At 70.9% G+C, this 16,237-nt stretch carries 13 protein-coding genes; 4 read left to right on the top strand and 9 right to left on the bottom strand.

The window, feature by feature from the left end; genetic code table 11:
* Positions 1–90: 90 nt before the first annotated feature.
* The 4 genes from CRO12_RS02200 to CRO12_RS02185 are packed head-to-tail and all read right to left on the bottom strand — an operon-like array spanning position 91 to position 6,883.
* A complete protein-coding gene (locus tag CRO12_RS02200) occupies positions 91–2,118 on the bottom strand; it encodes a tetratricopeptide repeat protein (RefSeq protein WP_097062378.1) in 2,028 nt (675 codons plus the stop codon).
* Complete coding sequence (gene prsR / locus CRO12_RS02195; protein ID WP_097062377.1) at positions 2,102–3,451, bottom strand: PEP-CTERM-box response regulator transcription factor; 1,350 nt, start codon at positions 3,449–3,451, stop codon at positions 2,102–2,104. Before prsR ends, CRO12_RS02200 begins: the two co-directional genes overlap by 17 nt.
* Complete coding sequence (gene prsK / locus CRO12_RS02190; RefSeq protein WP_245858118.1) at positions 3,448–5,487, bottom strand: XrtA/PEP-CTERM system histidine kinase PrsK; 2,040 nt, start codon at positions 5,485–5,487, stop codon at positions 3,448–3,450. The genes prsR and prsK overlap by 4 nt, the downstream gene beginning before the upstream one ends.
* Before the next feature lie 7 nt (positions 5,488–5,494).
* Complete coding sequence (locus CRO12_RS02185) at positions 5,495–6,883, bottom strand: TIGR03013 family XrtA/PEP-CTERM system glycosyltransferase (RefSeq protein ID WP_097063284.1); 1,389 nt, start codon at positions 6,881–6,883, stop codon at positions 5,495–5,497.
* A gap of 170 nt (positions 6,884–7,053) precedes the next feature.
* Here CRO12_RS02185 and CRO12_RS02180 point away from each other — a divergent pair, with 170 nt between their 5' ends.
* Together CRO12_RS02180 and CRO12_RS02175 are read left to right on the top strand one after the other, a co-directional pair.
* Complete coding sequence (locus CRO12_RS02180; protein WP_097062376.1) at positions 7,054–8,112, top strand: mannose-1-phosphate guanylyltransferase/mannose-6-phosphate isomerase; 1,059 nt, start codon at positions 7,054–7,056, stop codon at positions 8,110–8,112.
* A 29-nt stretch (positions 8,113–8,141) separates the two neighbouring features.
* Complete coding sequence (locus tag CRO12_RS02175; RefSeq protein WP_097063283.1) at positions 8,142–8,453, top strand: HNH endonuclease family protein; 312 nt, start codon at positions 8,142–8,144, stop codon at positions 8,451–8,453.
* A gap of 237 nt (positions 8,454–8,690) precedes the next feature.
* On the opposite strand, the gene CRO12_RS02170 is transcribed toward CRO12_RS02175, so the two are convergent.
* From CRO12_RS02170 to groES, 3 genes are all read right to left on the bottom strand, one after another.
* Positions 8,691–10,283, bottom strand: coding sequence for a DUF6311 domain-containing protein (locus tag CRO12_RS02170; RefSeq protein ID WP_097062375.1), 1,593 nt, complete (start codon positions 10,281–10,283; stop codon positions 8,691–8,693).
* A 206-nt stretch (positions 10,284–10,489) separates the two neighbouring features.
* Positions 10,490–12,133, bottom strand: a complete 1,644-nt coding sequence (gene groL, locus CRO12_RS02165) for a chaperonin GroEL (RefSeq protein ID WP_097062374.1) — start codon at positions 12,131–12,133, stop codon at positions 10,490–10,492.
* A 106-nt stretch (positions 12,134–12,239) separates the two neighbouring features.
* Positions 12,240–12,527, bottom strand: a complete 288-nt coding sequence (gene groES, locus CRO12_RS02160) for a co-chaperone GroES (protein WP_097062373.1) — start codon at positions 12,525–12,527, stop codon at positions 12,240–12,242.
* Between the two features lie 289 nt (positions 12,528–12,816).
* On the opposite strand from groES, the gene sppA reads away from it, so the two are divergent.
* Together sppA and CRO12_RS02150 are read left to right on the top strand one after the other, a co-directional pair.
* Positions 12,817–14,694, top strand: coding sequence for a signal peptide peptidase SppA (sppA, locus tag CRO12_RS02155; protein WP_097062372.1), 1,878 nt, complete (start codon positions 12,817–12,819; stop codon positions 14,692–14,694).
* Complete coding sequence (locus tag CRO12_RS02150; RefSeq protein ID WP_097062371.1) at positions 14,691–15,251, top strand: GNAT family N-acetyltransferase; 561 nt, start codon at positions 14,691–14,693, stop codon at positions 15,249–15,251. Before sppA ends, CRO12_RS02150 begins: the two co-directional genes overlap by 4 nt.
* Here the strand turns inward: CRO12_RS02150 and CRO12_RS02145 are convergent.
* On the bottom strand, positions 15,248–15,880 hold the full coding sequence (locus CRO12_RS02145) for a trimeric intracellular cation channel family protein (RefSeq protein WP_097062370.1): 633 nt from the start codon (positions 15,878–15,880) through the stop codon (positions 15,248–15,250). The two genes, CRO12_RS02150 and CRO12_RS02145, sit on opposite strands and share 4 nt — an antisense overlap.
* Positions 15,877–16,194: a GCN5-related N-acetyltransferase gene (locus tag CRO12_RS02140; RefSeq protein WP_097062369.1), complete on the bottom strand. Its 318-nt coding sequence runs from the start codon at positions 16,192–16,194 to the stop codon at positions 15,877–15,879. The genes CRO12_RS02145 and CRO12_RS02140 overlap by 4 nt, the downstream gene beginning before the upstream one ends.
* Between the last annotated feature and the right edge of the window lie 43 nt (positions 16,195–16,237).

The following is a 16,237-nucleotide window of genomic DNA, read 5'->3' as shown; positions in this document are numbered from 1 at the left end:
TAGGCTGGCATCCATGTCTGTGGCGAGGTCGGCTGACGTCACGGTGAATCGTGACAGAAGTGGATCCCAGCCTTCGCTGGGATGACAGATCTAGCCGAGCCGCTTCAGGAGGTCGCCCGCCGCACTCCGCTCGCCGAAGCGCGGGTCCCTGAGCGCGAGCGCAACCTGCGCCCGCGCGTCGGCCGGGCGGCCGAGGTCGGCGTAGAGCTGCGCCAGATGCCAGCGGATCGTCGCGTGGGTTGGAGCGAGCGCCACCGCCTTGCCGAGCAGCTGGAGCGCGCCGCCAGCATCGCCGGTGCCGTACAGGCTCCAGCCGTAGGCGTCGGCCGCGGCGGCGTTCAGCGGCGCAAGGGCGTAGGCTGCGGCGGCAAAGGAGCGCGCGGCGGCGTGGTTGCCGGCGCCGTCATAGGCGAACGACAGCTCCGCCAGCAGCGCGGCGTCGCGGTTGCCGAGCCGGGCGCGCAGGCCCTCCAGCGTGTCGATGGCGTCCGGGTAGGCGCCGTCGGCGATCTGCCAGTGCGCCGCCAGCCGACGCGCGGCGACCGACTGTGGGTTCTGCTGGAGGAACAGTGCGAGCGCGGCGGCGGCACCGGCGCGGTCGCCCGCGGCCTCGCGCGCCTCCGTCAGGCGGAGCAGCGTTGGCTCGTCGAACACCAGGCTCGCAGCGCGCGCATAGGCGGCGGCGGCCTCCGCCGGGCGGCGCAGCGTCATCAGCACGTCGCCGAGCACGATCGCCGCTCCTGGCGCGCCGCGGTTGGCATCGGCGACCCGCTGTGCACGGGCGAGCGCTCCTGCGCCGTCGCCCGCGTCGAGCAGGCCGCGGATCAGCGGGATCGCGGTGCTCGGCTCGCCGTCAGGATCGCGCGCGGCGGCGGCGGCGAGCACCGGCACGCTCTCATCGGTGTCGAAGCTGGTGGCGGCCCCGCGTGCCGGAAGAGCCGCGCGGTCGAGTTGCTCGGCCGCGGCGATGCGGTCGCCCGCCGCCTCGAACGCGCGAGCCGCGAGCGTCAAGCTAAAGCTGTCGGCGTCGCTGCGCAGCGCGACCGGGCGCAGTACCTCCAGCGCGCCGGCCGCATCTTCGCTGCCGAGGAGCGCGGTCGCGAGCAGCTGGCGCGCCTGGATGTTCATCGGCTGCAGCGCAACCAGGTGACGGAGCGTCGCCACTGCCTGTTCATGATCGTCGTCGGCGAGGTCGAGCGTGGCGCGGAGGAGCAGCGCGGCGGGCTGATCCTCCAGCGCGCCGCCGGTCCGCTCCAAGAGGTCGCGGGCGAGCGCGGGCTTGCCGCCGCGCGCCGCCAGCACCGCCAGCAGGTAGAGCGCCTGCGGGTCGCCCGGCCGGACGGCAAGCGCGGCGCGGGTGGCGGCGAGCATGGCGGTGGCCTGGCCGGCGTCGCCGAGCGTCGCCGCCTGATCGATCAGGATGGCGTAGTTGTTGGGATCGGACCGGCGGGCCGCGGCGTACCAGCGGAGCGCGGCGGTGAGCCCAAACTGGTCGCGGACCAGCTGGGCGCGGAGCAGCAGCGCGGCGGCGTTGGTGCGATCGAGCGCCACCGCGCGGGCAGCGACGTCGATCGCGCCCGCGACGTCGCCGACGCTCTGGCGAAAGCGGCCGACGTCGACCAGCAGCGCCACGTCGCGGGGCGCCCGGCGCAGCGCGTCGCGGAGCAGCACGTCGGCGGCGCCGGGATTGCCCGCGGCGGCGAGCGCGCCGGCCTGCACCCTGAGCCCCGCAACCCACGCGCCGGGCGCGGCGGTCTTCGCGATTGCCAGCGCCTGGCTGTTGTCGCCCTGTAGCAGCCGTGCCCGGGCGAGCTCCGGCGCGGTCGCCGCTGCTGCGGCGCCCAGCGCGCGGGCGCGCGCGACCTCGGCCTCGGCGGTGATGCCGTCGCCCTCGCCCAGCGCCGCGCGCGCGAGCGCCAGGTGCGCGGCGGCGCTGGCGTTGGCGGCGGCGACCGCCGCGCGCGCGGCCTGGCGCGCGACCGTGTAGCGGCCGTGCGCAAGCGCGTCCTGCGCGGTCCGGATCAGCGCCGCGGCACCGCCGGCGTCGGCGTGCACCGGCGAGGCAGCGAGCGTCGCGAGCAGCGCGAGCAGCAACAGGCGCCTAGGGCTGGAGGTCATAGGCCTTCATCAAATCATAGAGGGTCGGACGGCTGATCCCGAGCAGGCGGGCGGTGCCGGAGATGTTGCCGTCGGCGCGGGCGAGCGCGTGGCGGATCGCGCCGCGATCGGCGGCCTCGCGCACCGCACGCAGGTTGATGGGAGTTGCGCCGTCGGCCGGCTGGCCGAGATCGAGGTCGGCGGCGGTGACGCGCGCGCCGTCCGCCATGATCGCTGCGCGCTTGACCCGGTTCTCCAGCTCGCGGACGTTGCCGGGCCAGGGATGAGCGTCGATCGCGGCGAGCGCGTCGGGCGCGAAGCCGGTCGCGGCGCCCTTCACGCCGGCCGTGTGCTTGGCGAGAAAGGCTCGCGCGAGCAGGCCGGCGTCGCCCGGCCGCTCGGCAAGGGATGGGATGCGAACCACGATCTCCGCCAAGCGGTAGTAGAGGTCCTCGCGAAAGCGCTCGGCGGCGACCATCTGATCGACGTCGCGGTGCGTCGCACTCACCACCCGCGTGTCGATCGGGATCGCGCGCCGGCCCCCGATCCGCTCAATCACGCGTTCCTGGAGGAAACGCAGCAGCTTGACCTGGAGCGGCAGCGGCACGTCGCCGATCTCGTCCAGGAACAGCGTGCCGCCGTGCGCCTGCTCGATCTTGCCCTCGACGGTCTTGACCGCGCCGGTGAAAGCGCCCTTCTCGTGCCCGAACAGCTCGCTCTCGAGCAGCGTCTCGGGGATCGCGGCGCAGTTGATCGCGACGAACGCGCCGCGGCGGCCGCTCGCCTCGTGCAGCCCGCGGGCGAGCAGTTCCTTGCCGGTGCCGGACGCGCCGAGCAGCAGCACGGAGACGTCGGCGCTCGCCACCCGCTCGATCGTGCGGGTGACTTTGAGCATTTCAGGAGACGCGGTGATGAGGCCGCCGAGCGCGGTCGTACCGGCGGCACGCTCCGCCAGGCGGCGGTTTTCCGCCTCCAGTGCGTGGACGTGAAAGGCGCGGGCGACAATCAGCCCGAGCGCGTCGATGTCGATCGGCTTGGCGTAGAAGTCGTACGCGCCTTCGGCGATAGCGCGCAGCGCACTCTCGTGCGCGCCGTGCCCAGACGCGACGATGACCTTCAGATCGGGTTTGAGCGCGAGCATGGCGGCGAGCGTCGCGAAGCCCTCGCTCGTGCCGTCTGGATCGGGCGGCAGGCCCAGGTCGAGGGTCACGACCGCCGGCTCCTCGGCGCGCAGCAGCGTCAGCGCCTCGTCGCGGTCGGCGGCGACCAGCACGCGGTAGCCGTCATAGGCCCAGCGCAGCTGGCGCTGAAGGGCGAGATCGTCCTCGACGATCAGCAGGGTCTTCGGGGTCATGCGGCTTGATCCATCGCAGGAGCGGCGGCGCGGGGCAGGAGCAGGCGGAACGTGGTGCCAAGCTTAAGTGCGCTCTCCACTTCGATCCGCGCACCCATGCCCTCTGCGAGCTGGCGCGCCTCGAACGCGCCGATGCCGAAGCCCCCGGGCTTGGAGGAGTGGAAGGGGCGGAACAGCTCGTCGCGGACGAAGGCGGGCGACATGCCGCAGCCGCGGTCCGCCACCGTCACCACGCAGCTGTCGTCCGCTTCCGTGACCGAGAGGAGCACCGGGCTGTCGGCAGCGCTCGCCTCGATCGCGTTCAGCAGCAGGTGGCCGATCACCTGCTCCAGCCGAGCGGCGTCGGTGTGCGCGAGGACGTCGCCTCGACCCTCCACCTGGATGGGATGGGTCGCGCGGCGCGCGGCGGCGAGGCGGTCGAGGACGGGCAGGATCGCGGTCGGGACCGGCACCGCCGCGCGGGCGCGGTGGTTGGCGGAGAGCCGGGCGAGCAGCGCGTTCATCTTGGCCGCGGAGTCCTGCAGCGTCGCGACCATGTCGTCGCGAAAGGCCGGATTGTCGGCGTGCCGCTCCGCGTTGCGCGCGACCAGCTTGATCCCGCTCGCCAAGTTCTTGATGTCGTGGACGATGAAGGCGAAGCGGCGGTTGAACTCGTCGAAGCGCTGGTTCTGCGCAAGCGAGTCCTGCGCGCGTGCTTCCGCCAGATAGCTCGCGACTTGGCGCCCTGCGATGCGCAGCAGATCGAAATCTTCCCAGTCGAGCGCGCGATCGAGCGCCGGGCGCGCGAGCACGATCGCTCCCACCAGCGTGCCAAGGTGAAGGAGCGGCACCACCGCCCAGGCGCTCGGTTCCGCGCGCAGCCAGTCGGGCACGGTCGCTGCACCGTCGACGTCGCCGCTCGACCGGCGGAGCGCGTCGAGTTCGACGATCCGCTCGCTCGCCTCCAGCTGCGCGACGAAACCGGCCGACGCGGGACCGGCCGCCCCCTCCCAGTGCCACCCGCTCGCCGCGCCCAGCGCCGGGCCGTCGCGGACTAGCAGCAGTCCGGCGGGAGATTCGGTCAGGTCCGCGACCGCCTTCACCACGCGCTCCTCCAGCCCCATGTCCTGCCCCGGCGCGCCCAGCGTGCCGGTGAAGCGCAGCCATTCGGTGCGGTAGTCGTAGCGGTGGGTGAAAAGGTGCTTGGCGACCTTTACCTTGGCCCAGCTGCGCAGCCAGGGCGAGGACATCAGCGTCAGCACGGCTGCCGCCGAGCCGACCACGAACGCCGTCTGGAGCAGGCGGGCGTGGCTGCCGCCGAGTGCCGACAAGGCGCTGGTGACGACCGCGAGCAGCGCGAAATAGCCGCCGATCGCCAGAAACGACATGGACTGGAGCGCGACCGTCCGCGACACCGCGAGCGGGCGGCGGTCGTCGCGCTGCAGGGCCGCGGCGGCGAGCAGGGCGGTCGCCGCCGCGGTCACGCCCCTCACCGTCAGCAGCGGCGACAGCCAGTCGCCGGTCAGATACGCGCCCGTCGTCAGCGCCAGATCGCTCAGCCAGAGCAGCCCAAAGCCGCCGGCGAGGAGCCGCACGTCACCGCGCCGGTGACCGGCGTAGGCGCCGTGGGCGAGCAGCAGCGCCGCGACGTCGATCATCATCCGCAGCAGCGCGGCGCCGGTCGCCAGGTCGGCGGCGATCCGGGTCGGCGGCAGGGTGGCGGCGGCGAGCGACAGCAGCGCCTGGGCGACGACCACCAGTGCGACCACACCGTAGATCGGCCCCGTCCCGCGCGGGACCGCGCTGTCGCGAGCGCTGCCGAGCGCGAGCAGGAACCCGAGGCTCGCAAGATTGCGGAGCGCGGCGGCGATCTGCGTGCCCGGATCGGCGCCGCCGAGCCCCGCGACGCTCAGCGCCCAGACGCCCGCCAGCACGAGCGCCAGGACGAGTGGCCAGCGCGGGAGCGTGCAGCCGCTGCGCCGGGTCGCCCACAGCGCGACGGCCGTGAACATCAGCCCGGCAAGCGCGTGGCTCCACAGGATCAGGGCGGCGCTCACGCCCGCCTCAGCGTGCGCCTTCGGGCCACAGGATCACCCGAATGGTCTGCAGCAGGATCAGGAGGTCGAGAAACGGCGAGTAGTTCTTGGCGTAGTAGAGGTCGTACTCTAGCTTCTGCCGCGCATCGTCGATGGAGGCGCCATAGGGGTAGTTGATCTGCGCCCAGCCGGTGATGCCCGGCTTCACCATGTGCCGTTCCGCATAATAGGGCATCTGCGTTTCCAGATCGTCGACGAACTGCGGGCGCTCGGGACGCGGACCGACGAAGCTCATCTCGCCCTTCAGTACCGACCAGCACTGCGGCAGCTCGTCGATCCTGAGCTTGCGGATGATCCGGCCGATACGGGTGATGCGCGGATCGTCCTTTTCCGCCCAGACCGCCTTTCCGGCGAGCTCGGCATCCGTCCGCATCGAGCGCAGCTTGAGGCAGGTGAAGACCGTTCCGTACAGTCCGACCCGGGGCTGACGGTAGAAGGCGGGGCCCTTGCTCTCCAGCTTCACGGCAATCGCGGTCAGCAGGATGAGCGGCAGCGTGAGCACCAGCAGCACCACGCTCGCGCCAATGTCGAACAGCCGCTTGAAGATGCTGGACAGCATGCGGCCGGAGGAAAAGCCGTCGGAGAAGATCAGCCACGACGGATTGACACTGTCGAGGTCGACGCGGCCCGTCTCGCGCTCCAGGAAGGTGGAGGTGTCGTTGACGTGGACGCCGGCGGTCTTGATGCGGACCAGATCCTTGAGCGGCAGCGCGTTGCGCCGCTCCTCCAGCGCCAGCACCACCTCGCTCGCGTTCAGCAGCACGACGTGATCGGCGAGGTTGTAGATCGCGTCGCGCGCGATCGCCTCCGGAATGACCCGGTTGCTCTCGCTCATCGACACATAGCCGACGACGACGAAGCCGGAGCCGGGCTTGCCGGCGAGCTGCTTGAGGCGCGCGGCGCGCGGGCCGGCACCCAGCACCACGACGCGGCGCTTGAACGCCTGGCTGCCGAGCGTCTTGCCGAGCAGCAGCCGCACCACGATCAGCGCCGCGATCGCGAGGAACATCGCGTAGAACAGGTTGGAGCGCCACAGGCTCAGCTGGGGCAGGATGAAGAACACGGCGCTGAGGAAGATGATGCCGATCGCGATGCCGACCGACAGCCGCACCGCCGCGTAGCGGATCGATTGCAGCGACTCGGCACCGTAGACGCCGACCGCGACCATTGCGATCTGCAGCGTCGCGGCGAAGCTCACCAGCTGCGGCAGCCGGGTGTGGAGCGGCTCCACCAGCATGCCGAGCTGCCCGGCGCGGATCGTCCAGCCGAGCTCCGCCGAGAGCATCAGCAGAATGAGGTCGAACAGCCCGAGCAGGAGCACGGCGTTGGGAATGTAATGCTTGAACAGCCTGATCATCGCGGCGCCGCCGATCGGGAAAGAGGTGTAAAGCCTGCCGACACGGCGATTGCTGTGGCGCAAATAGGCGAACAATTTGCTAAGGACCGGCGGAACGTGGATGAAGCTCGATCGTTTCGGCCGCGTACCGGCGCGGTCCTCGCGTGGGGAATTAGGGGGCACAGCTGGACATGAGTGAGACGCAGACGATCGTGCCTGTCATCCTGTCGGGCGGATCGGGGACCAGGCTGTGGCCGATGTCGCGGCCCGAGCGGCCAAAGCAGCTGCTGGCGCTCACGGCCGAGGAGACGATGCTCCAGCTGACGGCGCAGCGCACGCCCGGGGGCGAGCGCTTCGCGGCACCGATCGTGGTCGCCAACGCCGCCCACGCCGACGAGGTGGAGGCGCAGCTGTCCGCCGTCGGCATGGCGCCGTCCGCGCTGATCCTGGAACCGGTCGGCCGCAACACCGCGCCCGCCATCGCGCTTGCCGCGATCGCGGCCGGCGGCGGGGCCGCGCCGCTGCTGGTGATGCCGTCGGATCACGTCATCGCCGACGTGGCCGCCTTCCACCGCGCGATCGAGGCGGCACTGCCGCTGGTCGCGGAGGGCTGGCTCGTCACCTTCGGGATCACGCCCGATGCGCCGGAAACCGGCTATGGCTGGATCAAGATCGCCGAGGAGATCGCCGGCGGCGTGCACCGGGTCGAGCGTTTCGTCGAGAAGCCGCCGATCGAGCGTGCGCAGGCGATGCTGGCGGAAGGCGGGCACGCCTGGAACGGGGGCATCTTCCTGTTCCGCGCCGATCGCTATCTGGAGGTGCTGGGCCGCGAGTCGGGGCCGATGGTCGATGCCGCAGGGGCGGCAATGGACGGCGCTCGCCGGGAGGGCGTGCGGGTGTGGCCGGACGCCGACGCCTTTGCGCGATCGCCTTCAGACTCGATCGACTATGCGGTCATGGAGAAGGCGGGGCGGGTCGCGGTCGTGCCGGTGTCGATGGGATGGAGCGACCTTGGCAGCTGGGACGCGCTCCACGCCATCAGCGAGCGCGACAACGGCGGCAACGCCCACGCGGGCGAGGTGATCGCGGTCGACACGGCGGGCTGCTTCGTTAAGACCGACGGCGTGCGGGTCGCGCTGGTCGGGGTGAAGGACCTGATCGTGGTTGCGAGCGGCAATGATGTGCTGATCCTGCCGCGCGGCCGCAGCCAGGAAGTCAAGAAGATCATCGAGGCGCTGAAGAAGGCGTGACCTCCGGCCGGGTGAAGCGCAAGGCGGCGATGGCCGCCGGCGTCATCCCCGCTGCCGCGACCGAGCCGCTCGCCTGCGCGCTGTGCGGCCGTCCGCTCGGGCGCAAGGTCGAGTGGCACCATGTTGTGCCCAAGAGCGAGGGCGGGGTGGAGACGGCGCCGGTGCACCCGATCTGCCACCGCACGATCCACGCGCTGGTCGGAAATGCCGACCTGGCGCGGGTCTACCCGAAGCTCGATGCGCTGCGCGAGCGCAAGGACGTGCAGCGCTTCCTCAAGTGGGTGGCGAACAAGCCGCCGGACTTTCACGCACCGACCCGGCGAAGCCGGGCGGGGGAGTGAGCGTGGGGCAATGATCCGTCATCCCGGACTTGATCCGGGATCCATGCTTCGGCAGCCGCTTCGCTCCCTAACCGTTGAAGCGCCCGCGGCACGATGAACCCCGGCTCAAGGCCGGGGTGACGGATCAGGACTGTCATGCCAACGCCCGCTGGCATCCATGTCTGTCGCGAGGGAAGGTGACGGCACCTCCGGCCGCACCAGAGATGGACGCCAGCCTTCGCTGCGCTGGAGTGACGGTTATCGTTGTACGAGCCGCACCCTATCCAGCACCAGCGTCCGCACACCAGCCGGTGCCACCGCGCCGTCGATCAGCACGTACAGTCGTCCCGGCACCAGCCGCCCCGCCGCGAAGTCGGCCGCTTCGCGGGTGTGGCGCTCAGCGGTCGCCTTGCCGACCCGCGCGGCGTAGACAGTGCGGACCGGCTTTCCGGACTTGGCCGCCCGCCATGCGACCTCCTGGAACAGCGCGAGGTCACGGGTGACGTCGGCGGGCACGAAGCTGATGTCCCGTGCGCGCGTAATCACCAGGTCCCAGCGCGGATCGCGGGTCCGGGCGTACAGCCGCGTGGTCGCCGCTTCCGCATTAGCCAGCCGGATCGTCGCCCACATGTTCGACAGGTCCAGCGCCTGGATGCCGAGCAGCACAGCGAGCAGCAGGCCCGAGCGGCGGGCCGGCAGGCGGAAGGCGAGGAGAAGCGCGGCGAACACCAGCGTGTAGGCCGCCGGCCAGAACAGCCTGCCCGACGCGCGCATGCTGTCCAGCACGGGGGCAAGCGCGTCCGGCAGCGGGAAGCGCGGCAGGCGCGTCCCTGCGACATCCGGGAAGTTGCTGACCGCCACCAGCGTCAGCACCGCGAGCGCAGGCAGCAGCCAGCGCAGCCGGGCGAGGACGAGCCGATCGGTGGCGGCGGGTGCAGGGCCGCGCAGCGCCAGCCCCAGCGCAACCGGGAGCAGCAGTAGCAGGCCGGCGCCGAGATATTGGAACCCCTCGAACCCGCGCGCCTCTCGCTGCGGGGTCGCGGGGAGCAGCGTCGAGTAGGCGGGGTTGCCGGGGTTCCACAGCGCGTCGAGCGGCAGCGCAAAGGCACCATAGCTGCCGGTCGACTGGAAGGCACCACCGGCCCCGAGCCACAGCGCGATTGCCGCCACCAGCGCCAGCGAGGCGGCAGCGGCCGCGATCAGTCGCCCGCGTTCGCGCAGAGTCGCGACGAACCGCTCCAGCATCGCCGAACCCCAGATCGCCGCGACCATGACGAGTAGGTAGCTGTGGACCAGCACCGTGATCGCGAGCAGCGCCGCCCACGCCGCGTGTCGCCCGGCGCGGCGCGGATCGACGAACAGCCACAGCGCGGCGAGGATCAGCCAGTGCGCCAGGAGGTTGGCGTGGATGAAGCGGTTGAACAGCGTCGGGAGTGCGGCGAGCAGCAGCGTGCCCATCACTAGGGCGAGCCGTCCGGGCGCGTGCGGGCGCAGCAGCAGGTAGGCGAAGGCGAGCTGCAGAACGAAGCAGAGCAGGATCCACGGCCCGACCAGTTGTGCGTCCGCGGGGAGCAGTCTGGCGGCCGGCGCCGCGAGCAGTGCGACCAGCGGGTTGCTGTCGGTGAAGAGCAGCGGCACGCCCTCCGGCGCGTTCAGCAGCGTCGTGTGTGGGCGCAGGCTCGCCGCCTCATCATGGAGCCAGGCGTGGAGCCCCAGTGCATTCTCGCCGTTGTCACTGCCGCGGATCAACCAGCCCGGATTGTCGATCCGGAGCGCGCCCGCGGGGAACACCAGCAGGAACAGCAGCAGGCCGCCGAGCAGGCAGGCGAGCGGGGCGAGGGCGCGACGCATCGCGGGGGAGTTTAGCCGCGGCGTGCTGCGGGATGGTTAACGGGTGATAGGCGAAAGGGGCCGGTAGCGTGTGCCACCGGCCCCTTCTGCTTGTTTCGGTCGGACGGCGGCAAAGCCGCCGTCCTGACGTCAGACCGGACGGCGTTGCCGCCGGCTGGCCGTTCTGATTTTCTGTCCGGGGCAGCTCTCGCTGCCCCGGTCGAAAATCAGAAGTCCATGCCGCCCATGCCGCCCATGCCGCCGCCACCCATGGCAGGCGCCGGCTTGTCTTCCGGCAGCTCGGCGACGGTCGCCTCGGTGGTGATCAGCAGTCCCGCGACCGACGCCGCGTTCTGCAGCGCGGTGCGCACCACCTTGGTCGGATCGATCACGCCGGCCTGAACCAGGTTCTCGTAGGTGTCGGTCGCCGCGTTGAAGCCGAGCGTCGTGTCGTTGCCGTCAAGCAGCTTGCCCGAAACAACGGCGCCGTCGTGGCCGGCGTTGCTGGCGATCTGGCGAACCAGCGCGGTCAGCGACTTGCGGACGATGTCGACACCGCGGGTCTGGTCCTCGTTGGCGCCGGACAGCCCCTCGAGTGCCTTGGTCGCGTAGAGGAGCGCGGTGCCACCGCCGGGAACGATGCCCTCTTCGACCGCGGCGCGGGTCGCGTGCAGCGCGTCGTCGACGCGGTCCTTGCGCTCCTTCACCTCAACCTCGGACGCACCGCCGACCTTGATCACGGCGACGCCGCCGGCGAGCTTGGCGAGACGCTCCTGGAGCTTCTCGCGGTCGTAGTCGCTGGTGGTCACCTCGATCTGCTGGCGGATCGCACCCACGCGGCCCTGGATCGCATCGGCCTCACCCGCACCGTCGACGATGGTGGTGTTGTCCTTGTCGATCGACACGCGCTTGGCGGTGCCCAGCATGCTGAGCGTCACGCTCTCCAGCTTGATACCGAGATCCTCGGAGATCACCTCGCCCTTGGTCAGGATCGCGATGTCCTCCAGCATCGCCTTGCGGCGATCGCCGAAGCCCGGCGCCTTGACGGCCGCGACCTTCAGGCCGCCGCGCAGCTTGTTCACGACGAGCGTGGCGAGCGCCTCGCCCTCGATGTCCTCGGCGATGATGAGGAGTGGACGACCCGACTGGACGACGGCTTCCAGGATCGGAAGCATCGCCTGCAGGTTGGAGAGCTTCTTCTCGTGGATCAGGATGTACGGGTCGTTCAACTCGACCGTCATCTTCTCCGGGTTGGTGATGAAGTAAGGCGACAGATAGCCGCGGTCGAACTGCATGCCCTCGACGACGTCCAGCTCGAACTCGAGGCCCTTGGCCTCCTCGACGGTGATGACGCCTTCCTTGCCGACCTTCTCCATCGCTTCCGCGATCTTCTCGCCGACCTCGCGGTCGCCGTTGGCGGAGATGATGCCGACCTGCGCGACTTCCTGCGAACCGGACACCGGCTTGGAGCGCGACTTGATGTCCTCGACGACCTTGCCGACCGCGAGGTCGATGCCGCGCTTCAGGTCCATCGGGTTCATGCCGGCCGCAACCGACTTCATGCCCTCGCGCACGATCGCCTGGGCGAGCACGGTTGCGGTGGTGGTGCCGTCGCCGGCGACGTCGTTGGTCTTGGACGCCACCTCGCGCACCATCTGCGCGCCCATGTTCTCGAACTTGTCCTTGAGCTCGATTTCCTTGGCGACCGTCACACCGTCCTTGGTGATGCGCGGCGCGCCGAAGCTCTTGTCGATCACGACGTTGCGGCCCTTCGGCCCCAGCGTGACCTTCACGGCGTCGGCGAGAATGTCGACGCCCTTCAGGATGCGCTCACGCGCATCGCGGGAAAACTTGACGTCCTTGGCTGCCATGGTGGCTCTTCCTTCTGTTCGTCACCCCAGCGGAAGCTGGGGTCTGTGCGGCAGGTGCCGCGCTACTCGTGAAAGATCCCGGCGTTCGCCGGGATGGCGGTATTGATCAGCCGACGATCCCCAGGATGTCGCTTTCCTTCATGATCAGCAGGTCCTCGCCGTTGACCTTGACCTCGGTGCCGGACCACTTGCCGAACAGGATGCGGTCGCCGGCCTTCACGTCGAGCGGGGTGACCTTGCCGTCGTCGGCCTTGGCGCCGGTGCCGGCGGCGACGACTTCACCCTCCTGCGGCTTCTCCTTGGCGGTGTCGGGGATGATGATCCCTCCGGCGGTCTTCTCCTCGGCTTCGACACGGCGGACGAGCACGCGGTCGTGCAGCGGACGAAAGTTCATGCGCGTTACCCTTTTAAGAACTGAAAGGTGCGTTTGGCACTCACCGTCGGGGAGTGCCAACAACGGCCATATGTGGAAGCGTGGCTTCAGCGTCAAGGGTCATGGCGAGGCGCGATGCGGCCATTGGAAAAGTTCCTGCGATAACGGTCGCCCTAGCCGTTACAAGCGACGATCGCGTGACAGGTGTCAGCTCGATCGCGGCTGTTCTGTGTTGCATCCCTAATACAGAGCGTTGCCCTCCCTTCCGCCATCGACTAGCGTCGCAGCCGTCCATGACAGGGGTGCGCTGGTGAGACTGGTTCGGGGTACGTGGAAGCTGCTGGTCGGGGTTAAGGACTTTCTCGTCCTCGCCTTCATGCTGTTGTTCTTCGGCCTATTGTTCGCCGCGCTGAACGCGCGTCCGACCGCGCGCACGGTTGGGGAGGGCGCGCTGGTGCTCGATCTCGCCGGGCGGCTGGTCGAGCAGCCGGCGCAGGTCGATCCGTTCGCGACGCTGAGCGGCGGCGGTGCGTTGCGCGACATCCGCGCGCGCGACGTGATCCGCGCGCTGGATGCCGCGCGCGGCGACGCGCGGGTCAAGGCGGTGGTGCTGGACCTCGACCGCTTCCTCGGCGGCTACCCGGCGACGGTCGCCGACGTGGCGGAGGCGATCGGCCGGGTACGCGCAAGCGGCAAGCCGGTGCTCGCCTATGCGACCGCCTACATGGACAGCTCCTACCTGCTGGCGGCGAACGCGTCGGAGGTGTGGGTCAATCCCAACGGCGGCACGCTGTTCATGGGACCGGGCGGATCGCAGCTCTACTACAAGGGGCTGATCGACCGGCTGGGCGTCACCGTCCACGTCTACCGCGTCGGGCAGTTCAAGTCGGCGGTGGAGCCGTACACGCAGACCGGGCCGTCCGATCCCGCTCGCGCCGCGGACCAGGCACTCTACGGCGCGATCTTCGAGCGCTGGCGCGAGAATGTCGCGCGCGCCCGGCCCAAGGCGCGGATCGCGGAGGTGATCGCACGGCCGGCAGCGGTGGTGCAGGCCGCGCGCGGCGACATCAGCGCGATGAACCGCGCCTACGGCCTGGTCGACCGCGAAGGCGACCGGCTGGCGTTCGGCAAGCGGGTGGCAGCGCTGGTCGGTGCGGGCAAGGAGCGGACGGCGGGAAGCTTCGCCACCATTCGCCTCGCCGACTGGGTCGCTGCCCATCCGCTGCCGACGACCGGCGACGCGATCGGCGTGATCACCGTGTCGGGCGAGATCGTCGACGGCGAGGGCGCCGCCGGCACCGCCGGCAGCACCACGATCACCAAGCTGGTGCTCGACGGCCTCGCCAAGCGCCAGCTGAAGGCGCTGGTGGTGCGGATCGACTCGCCCGGGGGATCGGTCACCGCGTCCGAGGACATCCGCCAGGCGGTGCTGCAGGCGAAGGCGCAGGGCCTGCCCGTGGTGGTGTCGATGGCGGGGCTGGCGGCGTCTGGGGGCTATTGGATCGCCACCGCGGGCGATCAGATCTTTGCCGAGCCGAACACGGTCACCGGATCGATCGGCGTGTTCGCGGTACTGCCGAGCTTCGAGAACGCGCTGGCGAAGATCGGCGTGACCGCCGGCGGAGTCGCAACCACCCCGCTGTCGGGGCAGCCGGACGTCATTGCCGGCTTCTCGCCGCAGCTCGACGCCATCCTCCAGGCGGGGGTGGAACAGTCGTACGGCCGCTTCATCGCGCTGGTCGCGCAGACCCGCCGCCTGCCACCCGCGCGCGTCAACGAGATTGCGCAGGGACGCGTCTGGGACGGTGGCACGGCCCGCCAGATCGGACTGGTCGACCGGTTCGGCGGGATCGACGATGCGGTGGCGGAGGCGGCGCGCCGCGCCCGGCTCGATCCCAAGAATGTCCACGCGCTCTACCTGGAGAAGGACGGCGGCTGGCGCGCGACGCTCGCCGAGGCGCTGTCGCGCGATTCCGATGCGGGTGAGGCGGCGGCGCTTGACCTGGTCTCGCGCGTGTCGGCGGACCGGCGGGCGGTGTTCGCGCAGGCGCTGGCCGATGCGCAGCGGCTCGCGTCGGGGACGGCGATGCAGGCGCGCTGCCTGGAGTGCGCAAATCTCGGCGGAGCGCGCGGCGCCGGTGCCGACCTCCGGCTTGCCGACCTGCTCTACGCGCGGCTGTTCGGATGATCGCCATTCGTGCTGCCCGGCCGGACGATGCCGCCGCCATCGCGGCGATCTACGCGCCTTATGTTCAGGGCGGCACCGTCAGCTTCGAGAGCGACGCTCCCGACGCGCGAACCATGCGCGCGCGGATGGCGGCGTCCGACGGTTTCTACCCGTGGCTGGTCGCAACCAACGGCGACGCAGCGGGCGGGGTGCTCGCCTACGCCTATGCCACGCGTTTCCGCGAGCGCCCGGCGTACCACTACGTCGTGGAGACGTCGGTGTACGTCGCCGGTGCCGTCGCCGGCCAGGGCGTCGGGCGGCTGCTGTACGCGGCGCTGATCGACACGCTGCGCGCACAGGGCTTCACCCAGGCGATCGGCGTGCTGTCGCTCCCGAACGATGCGTCGATCCGCGCGCACGAGGCGGCCGGGTTCCGGCGCGCGGGCGTGTTCCGGGAGATCGGGTTCAAGCACGGCCGCTGGATCGACGTCGGCTTCTGGCAGTGCCAGCTGAACGAGAGCGCGGTGCCGCCGGCCGAGCCGCGGCCGTTCGCCGAGGTGGGGGTCGTCCGGGCCTAGCGCCGGCCGCGGTAGGCCGGCAGGCGGAGGTGCCACCGGATCGCGGCGGCGCGCAGCAGAAAGCCGGCGGCGGCCGCGAGCGACGCCCCGGCAAGCGGCGGCAGGCCGAGCACCGTCAGCACCACGAACAGACCGGATGCGAGTGCCGCTGCGGTCACGTACAGCTCCGGCCGCATCAGGATCGACGGCTCGCCCGCCAGCACGTCGCGGATGATCCCGCCGACGCAGGCCGTGACCACCCCCATCACCGCCGCGGGGAGCGGCGGGACGCCGAACGCCAGCGCCTTGGCCGCGCCGAACACGGCATAGGCGGCCAGGCCGACCGCATCGAGCCAGTCGAGCGCGGCACCCCGCCACCAACGCTCGGGCGTCACCCAGATCACGATCGCGGCCGACAGGCAGACGCCGGCGACCCGCGGGTCCTGCACCCAAAAGACCGGAGCGCCGATCAGCAGGTCGCGGACCGACCCGCCGCCGACCCCCGTCACCAGCGCGAAGAAGGTGGCGGTGACCAGCGTCTGCGCCCGCGCGGTCGCCGCCAGCGCGCCGGAGGCGGCGAACACCGCGATCCCGAACAGGTCGAGCCAGGGCAGCACGCTGCCGAGCGAGGAGGCGATCGCCGGCGTCACGTGGCCGCCTTGCGCGCGCGGCGCCAGGCGAGCGAGCGATCGTTGAGCGCGGGCAGGTCCGCCGATCCGTCCGCCACCGCCTCCGCGAGGCGCACGGCCTCATCGAGTACCGCGTCGCTCGCGTGCCGATAGGCCGGGCGCTTCGAGATGGCATCGTACCACACGCCCCCGGTTGCCGCGTCGAACAGGATGCGCTGAAAGCAGTGATCGTAGCGCACCGGCCACCCGCGCGGGCCCGCCAGCGCCGGCAGGATCGCGCGGGTCAGTTCGAGCCAGCGGGCCTCCAGCGCGGATCGGTCGGGTGCTGGCGACATGGGTGCGCATGTAGTCGGACCGATCGGGCACGGGAAGCGATCA

The sequence above is a fragment of the Sphingomonas guangdongensis genome (assembly GCF_900199185.1).
GTDB classification, from domain to species: domain Bacteria; phylum Pseudomonadota; class Alphaproteobacteria; order Sphingomonadales; family Sphingomonadaceae; genus Sphingomonas; species Sphingomonas guangdongensis.
The sequence above is the reverse complement of the archived record's forward strand: the minus strand, read 5'-3'. Positions and strand labels throughout refer to the sequence as shown.

Bases quoted from the DNA above. Each gene is read 5' to 3' on its own strand.
- CRO12_RS02200 (WP_097062378.1), bottom strand. From the start codon at position 2,118: ATGACCTCCAGCCCTAGGCGCCTGTTGCTGCTCGCGCTGCTCGCGACG.
- CRO12_RS02175 (WP_097063283.1), top strand. From the start codon at position 8,142: ATGGCCGCCGGCGTCATCCCCGCTGCCGCGACCGAGCCGCTCGCCTGC.
- CRO12_RS02170 (WP_097062375.1), bottom strand. From the start codon at position 10,283: ATGCGTCGCGCCCTCGCCCCGCTCGCCTGCCTGCTCGGCGGCCTGCTG.
- CRO12_RS02150 (WP_097062371.1), top strand. From the start codon at position 14,691: ATGATCGCCATTCGTGCTGCCCGGCCGGACGATGCCGCCGCCATCGCG.
- CRO12_RS02180 (WP_097062376.1), top strand. From the start codon at position 7,054: ATGAGTGAGACGCAGACGATCGTGCCTGTCATCCTGTCGGGCGGATCG.
- CRO12_RS02185 (WP_097063284.1), bottom strand. From the start codon at position 6,883: ATGATCAGGCTGTTCAAGCATTACATTCCCAACGCCGTGCTCCTGCTC.
- prsR (WP_097062377.1), bottom strand. From the start codon at position 3,451: ATGACCCCGAAGACCCTGCTGATCGTCGAGGACGATCTCGCCCTTCAG.
- groES (WP_097062373.1), bottom strand. From the start codon at position 12,527: ATGAACTTTCGTCCGCTGCACGACCGCGTGCTCGTCCGCCGTGTCGAA.
- CRO12_RS02140 (WP_097062369.1), bottom strand. From the start codon at position 16,194: ATGTCGCCAGCACCCGACCGATCCGCGCTGGAGGCCCGCTGGCTCGAA.
- groL (WP_097062374.1), bottom strand. From the start codon at position 12,133: ATGGCAGCCAAGGACGTCAAGTTTTCCCGCGATGCGCGTGAGCGCATC.